Consider the following 12776-nt stretch of genomic DNA (forward strand, 5'->3'; position numbering starts at 1 on the left):
ATACTAATTTGATTAATTATCACAATATGACTTATTTCGATTTATATAATACGAGGAGATAAATTATGAAGATCGCTGTTTTAACCGATAGTTCGGCATACTTAACTAAAGAGCAACAAGAAAAATATCATATTGATGTCTTGCCAATTCCAATTATTTGGAATGATAAGATTTATCGTGACTTAGTTGATATTGGATATGAAGAATTTTATCAAAAGTTAGCTAATGAAAAAGATTTACCAACAACTTCACAGCCTTCAATTGGTAATCTGCAGGAAAAAATCGATCAATACGTTGAAGAGGGCTACACTGATGTAATTATCATTACTTTGTCCAGTGGTATCTCAAGCTATTATTCAACAGTTGAAAGCGTAGCTAAAGACGAGACCAGAATAAAAGTTCATCCATTTGATAGTAAAATTACGTGTGCAGGCGAGGCTGATTATGCGATTCTTGCAGGCCGCTTAGTCGAGGCTGGAGCAGACATGGATTTAATCATGCATGATCTAACTGACTTACAAAAAACGATGGATGTGCGGTTTATGGTGGACGATTTGGGACACTTAAAGCGAACAGGTCGTCTTTCAAATGCCGCAAGTTTTGTCGGATCATTATTTAAGATCAAGCCGATTTTATCAATGGATGTGCAAAAAGAAGGTAAAATTTCGGCTATTGCCAAGGAACGTCAATCTAAGCGTGCATATAAACATATTCAAAATGACTTTGATAATTTAACTAAGAATATGCCTTATAAGATTCAATGTACGATTTTTGATTCACTTGATCCTGATAAAAAAGAAGAATGGATCAAAGATTATAGTGCTAAGTTTCCTAAGTATTCATTCTATTCAAGTATCATTGGCCCAGTAGTTGGCGTGCATGTAGGACAAGGAACTATGGCAATGATCTGGTGCCGCGATATTGATACTTACTTCGATGAAAAGGGCAAACCAATTGCCGGAATTAATTCTGAAGAAGTTGAAGATTAAAAAAATAGCGTAAGTAAATAAATTTAGTTACATATGCTTGAAAGCCTTTACATGTGAAGGCTTTTTTCTTTATAATATTAGAAGCGAAAAAACTATTTGGAGATAAAAACAATCTAGCAAGAAAAGGATGAGAATATGGCAGAAAAGAAATATGTCGGCAGTATTGAAGCCGGTGGTACAAAATTTATCGTAGCAGTTCAAGATGTTGAAACTGGTAAGGAAGTTGCACGTGATAGAATTCCAACTACCACCAACAAAGAAACTTTACAAAAAACAGCTGATTTCTTTAAGGAGCACCCAGTTGATGCTTTAGGAATTGGAACTTTTGGTCCAATTGACATCAATCCTAATTCACGCACTTATGGCTACATTTTGGACACACCAAAGCCAGGCTGGTCAGGTACTAATGTTAAGGGCTTCTTTGAAAAAGAACTTGGCATCCCTGTAGCAATGACTACTGATGTTAATGCATCTTGCTACGGTGAATATGTTGCTCGCGGCCACGATGATTCTAAGAGTTACTTCTATGCAACAGTTGGTACTGGTGTTGGTGCAGGCATCGTTCAAGCAGGTAAGTTGCTTGGCTTGAACAATCACCCTGAAATGGGTCACATGCTTGTTCGTCGCTATCCAGGGGACGACTACAAGGGTCACTGCCCATTCCATAACGATGCTTGTGTAGAAGGTATGGCTGCCGGTCCAAGTCTTGAAGGCAGAACTGGAATCCCTGGTGAAAAATTATCTCGTGATAATAAGGTCTTCACTTATTCCGCATATTACATTGCACAAATGTTGTTCAATGTTTACATGACTGCTCGTCCAGATATAATGGTTGTCGGTGGTTCAGTATTAAACGAAGATGACCTTGTTAAGATAAGAAAATTCTTCGATGAATTTAACAACAACTATGTTGCTACACCAGATTTGGACAAGTTAATCGTTCGTCCAGCAGTAGCTAACAATGGCTCTGCAACTCTTGGTGATTTTGAATTAGCTAAGAATTTACTTAAGTAACAAATCAAAAATCCTATTAGATTTTGTATTAGCCTTAATCTAATAGGATTTTTTTGTGCGTTCTCAAACGATCATTTCTTGAATAATGCTAATATAGGCATGAGATGATTAATTAAATGAAGAGAACTTATAAATATACTTTTTTAGGGATAACTTTAAATGCAATGGGAAACTCGATGACCATTGTAACTAACTTAGGGAGTCTTTTGTGGCCAGCATCTATTGTTAATATGATGCATGTATTGCATTGGACAATGTGTGCTTCGATTTTTACTGAAGGCATTATAATCAGTCTTTTGACTATGCTTCTTGAAAAAAGAATGTCATGGAAAGAATGGCGTGAAGAATTGATATTCTTAATTCCTTACAGTGTGCTTATGCAGGCATTTGCGACGGTGTGGCGCTTATGGGGAGTTGATACACTGCCGCTTGTTCCACGATTGGGCGTAGATTTAATTGGACTGTTAATTTCGTTCATGGGCTTAGCAATGTATTCTGAATGTGCCTGGTGCTTTCATCCACATGATACTTTATCATCCTGTCTTAAGAGTCATTGGAGCCCTAAGATGATGAAAACATTTAATATTGTTGCTCCTTTGATCGTAATTGGATTCTGCTTTTTCAAGAGTCATACAATTTATGCCTTGCATGTCGGCACTTTAATTGGATTGTTAATTCAAAGTCGTTTTACTTCATTTTGCCAAATCGAATATGAAAAGTACTTGCATGTTTAAGTAGTGAAAACATTAAAAAATGGCACGTAGATTTACGTGCCATTTTTGTTTCATGTGAAACTTTTATTCTTTTTTGTCTTTATCCTTGTTTTCGTCTTTAAAACGTTTCTTGATCTCTTCAGGCAATAGGCTAGGAACAGTTTTATCGTAAAATTCAAAGAAAATAGGGGCTTTGTTTGAATCGTTACTCTTAGGATATAGATCAAAATCAGTTTCAGTGAATGGCAAACTGATGTTGCCTCGAATTGCGTTGATAATTTCACCGACCATATGTAAAACGTACTTACGCGTTTCTGGATCTAGAGACATAATTACTCGGCTGAATCTAACTGTACCAAGTAATTTGTTAGAAGTGATCTGAAATACGTCAGTGATGTTTAATTCATCAAATGCTTGGAACAATGCGTCCCATAATTCGCCACGCTGCTCGTCTGGAATAGTGTGATTGAAGTCGATGAAGGAGTGGCGCAATGATCTGGCACCTGAAGTTAGGCTTTCTGCTAAAACAAAACTGTCACGGCCAACGCTCCATCTGCGAGGATCGTGTTGTTGTACCATTGGCGCGGTACTTTTAACAATTAATACACGTTCTGGGTGGTCAAGCATGGTACCAATGATTGAGGCTTCAGGCAAGTAAGTTTTCATCTTAGGTAAAGCTCTGACAAAGCCGGGAGAGCGCCAGACTTGATGGAAAAATCCAGGACCATCGAAGCTAAATGCGCGAATAACTCGATCCTGCAATGCTGGTTCAACAGCACTTAGTGCGTATTCGGCGTAATTACCACCTTTAGAATGGCCTGCTAAATAGATCTTGTCGTCAGGATATTGCTTGGCAATTTCTTAAAAATATTTTGCGGCGACATCTTGTCCATAAACTTTTGGCATGTAGTTCATGTTCATGTCTTCGTTCCAGCCGATGATTGAACTGTCTGTGCCGCGGTAGACGATTAAAATTGTCTTTTTATCTAAGCGAAAAGTGGCTGCTGTAAACTGAAGTGGGTAAGGATCCTTCTCCATTCGGTTGGTCCAGTTCAGAATCTCTACGTTGCCAAGACGAGGAGATTTAGGTAAAAGTAAAACCTGTGCACCTGTTTCATCATGCATTTGAACTTGGAAAGAAGGGAGAACACGGAGTTTTTCGGCTACTTCGCTTAAGGTATGTCCTTTAGCTGATTTATCTACGGGGAGGTAGATGAGTGAGGTGAAGAGGGATGCATCCACACTGTTGAATGGTCTCTCCTTGAAAGATAGGTCTCCACGCCAACGTAAATAATCAAGTGTTCCTGCCATAAAGTCATCCTTTCTTAGTTAATGATTTAATTGTACTAGGGTATTGGTGAAAATAAAAATTTAGTGGTTATAATGTGGAAAAATCAGCTTTTAAAGAAAATAATTCAAAAAATTTTAAACTTTTTTGCGAAAAAGACTTGCACAACTTCCATCTATATGGTGTAATTAATACTGTTGTTGATGAAACAACAAAGAGTTGCTGACTTAGCTCAGTTGGCAGAGCACGTCACTAGTAATGATGAGGTCGGAGGTTCGAATCCTCTAGTCAGCATGAAGCAAGATCTAACCGGAAGGGTTAGATCTTTTTTTGTTAAGTATCGTATTTTGGATAATTTTTAAAATTTACTTGCATTCTCATCATCATTCTTCTATAATAATCAATGTTGTATGAATATGCTGACTTAGCTCAGTTGGCAGAGCACGTCACTAGTAATGATGAGGTCGGAGGTTCGAATCCTCTAGTCAGCATGAAGTAAGATCTAACCGGAAGGTTAGATCTTTTTTTGTAGTAAAATAATGACAAATTGAAGAAATGACAAGTCATACATTATAGAAGCGCCCTTCGGGTCGCTTTTTTATTTATCATTATCTATGACTTCTGTACATACTTAGCATTGCAATATAACTGTTTTACAACTATGCTTTTGGGTCATAAACTATATATAAATTTGATTAGGAGGCATAGCTAATGGACATTAAGTTAAAGAAAAGACTTGTATTAATAATTGCATTGATGAGCTATCTTCTGGCTGGTTTGGATGGTTCACTTGTTTTAACTAGCCTTGCAAAAATTAGAGCAGATCTAGGAATTGGACAAGTTTCTCTTTCCTGGATTCAAAATGCATATGGTTTAGCATACGGTAGTTTAATTCTTTTGAGTGGTCGTTTAGGCGATATGTATGGCCGAAGAAAAATTATGATTTTTTCTTTGTCTACGTTTGCATTAGGATCATTACTCAGCGGAATTTCGGATGTTGCTTTAATCACTATTGTTGCTCGTTTTCTTCAAGGTGTTGGTGCCGCATTCTTAACTCCAACTACGTTAGCCTTATTAATTGACTACTTTTCTGGACCAGAATTAACTAAGGCACTTGCATGGTATAGTTCTATTGCTGGTATTGGCATGAGTGTTGGACTTATTCTTGGTGGTACTTTAGCTGCATTTTGGACTTGGAGAATCGGCTTTTATTTAAATGCTGTTTTGGCTATTGCATTAATTTTCTTATCACGCTTTACTTTGGAAAAGCAAAATCATGTAGCTGATGGACAACATTTGGATGTTTTAGGTGCGTTGCTCTCAATTCTTGGCAGTGGATTGCTTGTTTATGGCTTAAATGGTGCTAAAGAAATTGTCCCATTTATTGTTGCGGCTGTTGTGATTTGGATTGTCTTCGTATTTTCTGAAAAGAAAGCTTCCGATCCTGTAATGCCACTTCATTTGTTAATGAATAAGGTAAGAATAAATGCTTATCTTTCTCGTGCATTCTTGGTTGCTGCCGCAATGGGATTTTCATTCTTTGCTTCAGAATATATGCAAAATCAATTACATTATTCTCCATTGATGAGTGGGATCGGTTACCTGCCTTTAACCATGTCACTTTTCTTCACTGCAATGATTGTTGCTCGTTTGGTTGATAATTTTGGCAATGAAAAAGTTCTGATTGCTGGTTCCATTATGATCATGCTCGGTTTTGGCTGGATCGTTATTGTCGGAGCACACGGCTATTTGAAAACCATGCTTGCTTCAGAAATTTTAATTGGAATTGGTCAAGGATTAGCACTGGCTCCGCAAACCAACTTGAGTATTTATGAAGTAGAGCCTGATGAATCTGGTGTTGCATCAAGTATTTTGAACATGTTCCATCAATTAGGTGGTGTGTTAGGAATTGCTCTAATGGTCAAAGTTGGTGGATCTATTTTCCATACTCAAAACAATATCACTCAATTCATGGGTGCGATGATTGTTGGGTTAGTATTGACTGTTGGTGCTGTGATTGTTTCGATTATAATTAATAAGGAATTATCTAAAAAAGACTAAAAATTGATTTTAAGGAAGTTTCTTATGGAATTTAGGGTATTAAAATACTTTGTCACGATTGTTCAAGAAGGCAATATTTCAAATGCGGCTAATGTATTACATATTTCTCAATCAACTTTGTCTCGGCAAATTAAGGACTTAGAAGAAGAACTAGGAACCACATTATTTGATCGTGGCAATCGCTCTATTAGCCTTACTGAAGATGGAAATTATTTATATTCACGTGCTTTAGAAATTATTCAGATTGCTCATAATGCGGAAACTACGATTAAGTCGGGTGAAATGGTTACTGGAGACTTACACGTAGGTGTTGGCGAAAATTATATGGCTGATTTAGTTGCCAAAGCTTTTCGAAAGATTCTTGATCAATATCCTGATGTAAGAGTTCATTTGCATAATGTAGCTGGAGATTTAATTCCTAGTGAAATCGATCGTGGCATCCTAGATTTTGGTTTTGCGACAAGTCAGCGTAACCTGGATGATTATTATCAATTGCCTTTTGATCATCAAGACCCATGGGGAATCTTAATGCCGGATGCTTGTTCTTTAGCTAAGTTAGAAAAAATTAGACCTAAGGATTTAAATAAGAGAAGAATTATCATTGGCCGCCAAAATGGGTTAATTAAAAATTGGCAAAAATGGTTAGGGAGATATGCAGATAAAATTAAAGAGGCTGGCACTTATGACATGGCTGAAAGCATGTATGTCTTAGTAAAAAGTGGAGTTGGGTTGGCTGTTACTTTTGATAAAAAGCAATACCATGAAGATGAAAATCAATTAGTTTTTAGGCCATTGGCGGATTTCCCTGTATCGAAGTCAAAGATGATATGGAAAAAGGGACGACCTTTGTCGAAGTTAGATCAAATTTTTCTCGATTTAATGAGAAGCGAAAGCTCTGAAAAGTCATTTTAATAGAAATTAAAAGCGACCCGAAGGTCGCTTTTTGTTATAGTTAATGGTTAAAATTTTATAATGCTACTACTGATATATTGATTTTATCTACGACAGGTAACCGTTAAAGCCTCACAAACGACTTTTAATGTATTGCCGTTGCGCTTCAAATATAAGCCGTTTGTAACTGGTGCAAAGATTCGATAACCTAGTTTAGTATTTTTTGCCATCAAGATTTTGCTACTTACATGTTTATTTTGCCATTTTAAACTTAGTGGTTTATAAATTGGGCGGTTGTTAAATGCCTGATTGAAGCCTTTCATATAGTTAACAGTGATGCTATGCTTACGAACACGAATAGAAAAATGCTTTTTATAAGGCATACCGCCATCCATAATTTTATTAGCGTGCCAGTAGCCATGATATTTTGCTGGAATAGATGCATAATGTAGGCTTGCTGCATTTGCTATCTCCGGTTTAGCAAAACCAAATAGTCCTAAAATACATAATAATGTGGCGAAAATGGTCACAAGTAATATTTTCTTTCGTTTCATTATTCCAATGCCTCCGTAGTCAAATATAGCACCTGTGCACCAAAATAGCGGTGCCTATTTTGTCACTAATACCATTATTTTGAAATAAGCTATTTTTAATGTGTAAATATGATAACTATGAAGCATTTTAGAATTAAGCAGACTACAATAAAAAAGTAACGATAAATAAAAGAGTGAGGGTATTATTTATGAAAGCAAAAAAGATTTTATTAGCTAGTGCCGCATTGGTTATGCTTGCACCAGCCGCAATTTCAACTAACGTAATCAGTGAAACCAATGTTAATACTGTTCAAGCTGCGTCTGTTTGGCATAAGGGGATGCCAAGTAAGCTTAGAGGCAATTGGCGCGGTAGAGGAATGACTTTGGAAGTAAGCAACAGAAATGTTTACTTTATGCCTGATAATGGAGCTGCGGTTTCTAAACAACGCGGATTAAAGTATCGTTATCTTGGACACAATGTCTACCAATATCATGTTAAATTTGTGGATGGATCTAGTTATACCGGCAAAATAAAGATGGTTAACAGACACACCGTTAAATTTAATGGTTACACTTTAAAGAAGTAACTTACATATCACTGAAGTTGAAAATATAAACACAAAAAATCCTATCTCCGTAGAGGTAGGATTTTATTTTTGCCAAATAATAGCAATTCAATTATTCTTTTCTCTTCTTGAAGTCTGTTAGGCCAAGAAGAGCACCGATAGCAGCAACTGCAAGACCAATTACACCAAGGTTTTCAGTATTTATAGATCCAGTCTGTGGCAATTCATTCTTGTTAGCCTTAACTGTAGCAACTTTAACCTTAGTAATTGGAGTGTTGTTCTTAGCGGTATGATGTACCATAGCTGTCGGTTTAACAGTAGGTGTGACTTTCTCGCTTCTATTCATCTTTTCTGAAAGTGGACGAACAGGTTCATCACTTGGCTCAGCTTCTTTAACTTTGGCTACATTAGTTGGGTTAGCTTCAACATTTGTAACTTCATCGACTTCACTTGATGGGGTTATTTCGTCATGTGGAGCTGGGGCAGTAGGGCTAGTTGGTTGAGTCGGCTGAGTTGGTTGTGTTGGATCAGTAGGTCCTTTTGAAGGAGTCACTGAAGGGGTAGTTGACCCTGTTTTACTGTAGATGAAAATTACGCTACCTAAACTAGTTTGGGCACCATCTAAGCTAATAGCTGGTGCAGCATCAGGGTTGGTTACAGTGTAGCCTTTAATTGTTGGAGCAGTGTAAGCAACCATTTGTGCTGGAGTCCAGGCACCCCAAGTAGTTTGGTTAGTCTTTAAGTTCTGTTGACCTTTTCTAGTCATAGTAACTGTTTGAGTATCATACTTAACTGGAGTATCGGTTTCACGTTGAACGTAGATGTCACGAGTAGCTTGCTTAGTTTCGGTAACGTCTTTGATAAGTTGTTTAACAATGACAGTAACATCCCTAGCTGTAGTGGTCTTGTCTGGCCAATGAGTAATAACTTGGTAGACTTTACCATTTTCATCAGTTGGGGTCTTAGTGTCTGGAACAACAGCCCAAGTAAAGGTTGTGCCTGGAATCTTGTTAGTTAAATCAACGTGGTTGTTAACTACACTTTCGGAACTTGGAGTATCGTCGCCTTGCCAAAGAGTAATGGTATTTTGAACAAGTGGTTCCAAGACGGTAACTTTGACATTAGTGTAAATGTACTTATCAACTGGCTTTTCTGGATTAGTTGGATCCATGTTCACTCCAGATTTATAGATAACCACTACGGTACCAGTTTGAACACCAGGCTTAGAAGTATCCACAATCTTAGTTGGATCTGAAGTATCCCATTTGAATCTTAATTCATCTTTATCAGCAGTATCAACAGCACCTTTAGCATCTTCTGGTGTTAACTTTTGATCAACGTGGGCAATTACAGTTCCATTTGCAGTAACAATTGGAATCAATTGAACTTCGAAGTTGATATCGTAATTCTTAACGACTTGAGAATCATCAAGACTATCACTGTTTGGCCAGTAAATAGTACCATCTGTGTTGTGATGTGGTAATAATCCCTTGAAGATGAGTGGTTCTTTGCTCTTATCAGCTGGAACTGCTTCTGCCCAACCTTCAAGACCATATTTATTACCATTAAAGTAGTATTCGCCATTTTTAAGACCAATCTTAGCTAAATCAGCATCAGAAATATCAGGACGATCGAGTTCCAGAGCATGCAAAACATCTTCTCTAGTTAAATTTTGATCATCTGGTAATTTGGTGTTTATAGCATCTGCATCTGTTTTAGCTTCAGGTTTAGCCTCTGGCTTAGCTTGAGTAGACTCAGCAGTATTGTCTTTTGAAGTATTATCTTTTGGAACTGAAGTAGCAGTGGGATTAGACTTTTCCTGTTTGCCTTGTTCAGACTTAGTAGAATCAGGGGTTTCTACTTTTTTGTTTTCGGGTGTTTGCACAGGAGTTGTTTCCTGAGGTTTAGCTTCGCTAGTAGGGATGTCTTGATCTGTTTCTGCGTTTTCCTGTTTAATACCTTGAACCTTTACTTCAATTTCTTGCTTATCATCATTAACTGGATCGCTGTGACTTATATCAGTCTTAGAATCTGCTTGATTTTCATCTAATGATTGTTTTTGTTCATTGCTATTTGTTTGGACATTTTCTATTCGAGCGGTCCCACTATTAGTGTTGACTCCAGCTGCGTGAACAACTGGACCTGTCTGTGTTGCAAACAAGATGCCCACTAATACTGAGACAACGCCGATTGTTAATTTACGAAGTGCAAAGCTCGGGTGTTTTTCACCTTGAACAAATAATTTTTTATTCTTGCTTATTCCTTCAATCTTTACATTTTCTGTTATGTTTTTTAGGCCTTCTGCTTTAATTACCTCATTTCTTAACGTCTATATCTGCCCTCGGCTATATGATAGTCCCTTTATTAAGCAAAAGACAGCGGTTTCATAAAAAATAAAAGTGATTGTTATATAAATCTCAATGGTGATTGCATTCTTATCAAAAGCAAATATAATATGAAGTATACTACATGAAGCGAGCTTCATATTTTGGAAGGCGATAACCATTAATAATTTAGTTAGAGAAAAAAGAAAAGACGCTGGACTCACTCAACGTGAACTGGCAGAAAAAGTTGATGTGACAGAACGGACGATAATTTCAATTGAGAGGGGAAAATATAAGCCTTCCATTGTCTTGGCATATAAATTAGCGCAGGTATTTAATATCTCGATTGAAAAGCTATTTTGTTTGAAAGAGTATGTTGAAAATGAAAAAATTGAAAAGTAAAAATTGGGAGATTCTATGTTATGCAGTATTAGCTATAGGTTGGGGCGCATTATTAATTTTTGATTTGATCAATAAGGACGGTTGGCGTGCTATTAAGGACTGTATCTGGATGTTGATCTTTGGTTTCTTTGCTTTTGGTTATTATAAATTCGGCATCGAAAAAGAGGATGAACGAGATGAATTTGTAAAAGCTAAAACAGAGCAAAAGATGTATCGAATAGCTTACTTCTTAATAGTTGTCTTAGGTACTATCTTTGTAATTGCAGCTGGCATAGTTGATCATAATGAAGGTGTTACTACACCAACTATGATTTTGATGAGCATTGGCGTAGTTTTACTGTTACTTTGGAATCTCCTAACAGTTATTGAAATTGTGTTAAGTATTGTAAATGATCGAAATAATTAAAGTTCTGTACTGCTTATTGTGTAAGCAGTACTTTTTTTATTTTTCATAGGCATATAAAGTGACAAATACTCCAAAACGGTATAAATTTAGGAAAAACATAACTTACAAAATGTTAGAGGATGCAATTATGGAAAAGAAGAAAAACATCATTATTGGTTTCGGTAAAGGCGGCAAGACGCTCGCTAAGTTTTTAGCACAAAAAGGTGAAGAAGTTGTTGTCATTGAAAAGTCTAATCAAATGTATGGCGGCACCTGCATCAATATTGCTTGCCTTCCTTCAAAAAGATTAATCATCGAAGCAGCTAACGGCGTTGAATTTACAGATGCTGTTAACGGCAAGAATGAAATGACTGCTTTCTTGCGTAATAAGAATTATCACATGCTAGCAGATGAACCAACTGTTACAGTGCTTGATGGTGAGGCTAAATTTATTGGTGATCATCAAGTTGAAGTAGCAACTACAGATGGTCAAACTGTTCAATATGAAGGCGAACGAATCTTCATCAATACTGGAGCCGTTCCAGTTATCTTGCCAATTCCTGGATTAAAGGACAGCCCATATTTGCTTGATTCAACTGCCGCAATGGATCAAAAGAATTTGCCTAAACGACTAGTGATCATTGGTGCTGGCTACATTGGACTTGAATTTGCGGCAATGTTTGCAAGATACGGCAGTAAGGTAACTGTGCTGGATCATAAGAGTGCTTTTATTCCGCGTGAAGACGATGATATCAGCTCTGCAGTTAAGAAGGATCTTGAAGAATTAGGCGTTAAGTTTGAACTTGGCGTTGATATTAAGCAAGTGATTAACAAAGAAGATCATGTCGAAGTCGAATATGAAAAAGACGGTGAAGTATTCACTGCAGAAGGCGATAGAGTACTTGCGGCAACGGGTAGAAGAGCTAACACCGAAAACTTGGGCTTAGAAAACACTGATATTAAAACAGATGAACGCGGCAATATTGTCGTAAATGATCATCTTGAGACCAATGTTAAAAACGTCTGGGCAATCGGTGATGTCAAAGGCGGCTTGCAATTCACCTATATTTCACTTGATGACTACCGCATTATTAGAAGTCAATTGTTCGGCGATGGCTCATATAATTTAGCTAGTCGCAAGACAGTTCCATACAGTGTCTTCATTGAGCCACCTTTGTCAGAAGTTGGCTTAACTGAAGAGCAGGCTAAAAAGGAAAATATTAACTACAAATTATTCAAATTGCCAGTTGCTGCTATTCCAAAGGCTAGAGTTGCCAAGAATACGCACGGACTTTTCAAGGCGTTGGTTGATCCTGAAACAGAACAAATTTTAGGTGCAACATTATACGGCCTTGAATCACATGAATTGATTAACATGATTGCTTTGGCAATGAAGGCTAAGTTGCCATATACAATGTTGCGTGATCAAATCTACACTCACCCAACGATGAGTGAAGCTTTCAACGATTTATTTAAGTAATAACAAAAAGAGGCGCTAGAATTTCTAGTGCCTTTTTTCTACGTAAAGTCAAGTCTCATCTAGGGTTAGACCTGATATTTTTAGATAATTGTCCTTGATTGTTTTTTGAGGGCCGATTTATTTTTCGTTG

At 37.1% G+C, this 12776-nt stretch carries 11 protein-coding genes, 2 tRNA genes and 1 pseudogene; 11 read left to right on the plus strand and 3 right to left on the minus strand.

The window, feature by feature from the left end; genetic code table 11:
- Positions 1 to 65: 65 nt before the first annotated feature.
- The 3 genes from RDN22_RS09670 (at position 66) to RDN22_RS09680 (ending at position 2737) form a co-directional block, all read left to right on the plus strand.
- Positions 66 to 989, plus strand: a complete 924-nt coding sequence (locus RDN22_RS09670; protein ID WP_308557829.1) for a DegV family protein — start codon at positions 66 to 68, stop codon at positions 987 to 989.
- 135 nt (positions 990 to 1124) lie between these two features.
- A complete protein-coding gene (locus RDN22_RS09675) occupies positions 1125 to 2003 on the plus strand; it encodes an ROK family protein (protein WP_308557830.1) in 879 nt (292 codons plus the stop codon).
- A gap of 116 nt (positions 2004 to 2119) precedes the next feature.
- Positions 2120 to 2737 carry a sugar permease gene (locus tag RDN22_RS09680; RefSeq protein ID WP_308557831.1) on the plus strand — a complete coding sequence of 206 codons (618 nt, stop codon included), beginning with the start codon at positions 2120 to 2122 and terminating at the stop codon, positions 2735 to 2737.
- A 63-nt stretch (positions 2738 to 2800) separates the two neighbouring features.
- On the opposite strand, the pseudogene RDN22_RS09685 reads toward RDN22_RS09680, so the two are convergent.
- Positions 2801 to 4027, minus strand: a pseudogene (locus RDN22_RS09685) (DUF2974 domain-containing protein).
- Positions 4028 to 4225: 198 nt separating this feature from the next.
- On the opposite strand from RDN22_RS09685, the gene RDN22_RS09690 reads away from it, so the two are divergent.
- The 4 genes from RDN22_RS09690 (at position 4226) to RDN22_RS09705 (ending at position 6977) form a co-directional block, all read left to right on the plus strand.
- A tRNA-Thr gene (locus RDN22_RS09690) sits at positions 4226 to 4298 on the plus strand.
- Positions 4299 to 4422: 124 nt separating this feature from the next.
- Positions 4423 to 4495, plus strand: a tRNA-Thr gene (locus tag RDN22_RS09695).
- A 220-nt stretch (positions 4496 to 4715) separates the two neighbouring features.
- The gene (locus RDN22_RS09700) at positions 4716 to 6065 is read left to right on the plus strand and encodes an MFS transporter (RefSeq protein WP_308557833.1); all 1350 of its coding nucleotides are present in this window, start codon (positions 4716 to 4718) and stop codon (positions 6063 to 6065) included.
- Between the two features lie 24 nt (positions 6066 to 6089).
- The gene (locus RDN22_RS09705) at positions 6090 to 6977 is read left to right on the plus strand and encodes a LysR family transcriptional regulator (protein WP_308557835.1); all 888 of its coding nucleotides are present in this window, start codon (positions 6090 to 6092) and stop codon (positions 6975 to 6977) included.
- An 83-nt stretch (positions 6978 to 7060) separates the two neighbouring features.
- Here RDN22_RS09705 and RDN22_RS09710 read toward each other — a convergent pair whose 3' ends face one another.
- A complete protein-coding gene (locus tag RDN22_RS09710; protein WP_308557837.1) occupies positions 7061 to 7510 on the minus strand; it encodes a hypothetical protein in 450 nt (149 codons plus the stop codon).
- 188 nt (positions 7511 to 7698) lie between these two features.
- On the opposite strand from RDN22_RS09710, the gene RDN22_RS09715 reads away from it, so the two are divergent.
- Positions 7699 to 8076 (plus strand): hypothetical protein, encoded by a 378-nt coding sequence (locus RDN22_RS09715; protein WP_308557839.1) that lies wholly within the window; start codon positions 7699 to 7701, stop codon positions 8074 to 8076.
- 91 nt (positions 8077 to 8167) lie between these two features.
- Here the strand turns inward: RDN22_RS09715 and RDN22_RS09720 are convergent, their stop codons facing one another.
- Complete coding sequence (locus RDN22_RS09720) at positions 8168 to 10366, minus strand: YSIRK-type signal peptide-containing protein (protein ID WP_308557843.1); 2199 nt, start codon at positions 10364 to 10366, stop codon at positions 8168 to 8170.
- Positions 10367 to 10559: 193 nt separating this feature from the next.
- Between RDN22_RS09720 and RDN22_RS09725 the strand changes: the two genes are divergently transcribed.
- The 3 genes from RDN22_RS09725 to RDN22_RS09735 all read left to right on the plus strand — a co-directional run bounded on the left by RDN22_RS09725 (position 10560) and on the right by RDN22_RS09735 (position 12646).
- Complete coding sequence (locus tag RDN22_RS09725) at positions 10560 to 10781, plus strand: helix-turn-helix transcriptional regulator (RefSeq protein ID WP_308557845.1); 222 nt, start codon at positions 10560 to 10562, stop codon at positions 10779 to 10781.
- Positions 10762 to 11187, plus strand: coding sequence for a hypothetical protein (locus RDN22_RS09730; RefSeq protein ID WP_308557841.1), 426 nt, complete (start codon positions 10762 to 10764; stop codon positions 11185 to 11187). The genes RDN22_RS09725 and RDN22_RS09730 overlap by 20 nt, the downstream gene beginning before the upstream one ends.
- 127 nt (positions 11188 to 11314) lie before the next feature.
- A complete protein-coding gene (locus RDN22_RS09735) occupies positions 11315 to 12646 on the plus strand; it encodes an FAD-containing oxidoreductase (protein ID WP_308557842.1) in 1332 nt (443 codons plus the stop codon).
- Positions 12647 to 12776 lie beyond the last annotated feature (130 nt).

Origin of the sequence: uncultured Lactobacillus sp., from assembly GCF_902491705.1 — a bacterium.
Classification (GTDB): Bacteria; Bacillota; Bacilli; order Lactobacillales; family Lactobacillaceae; genus Lactobacillus.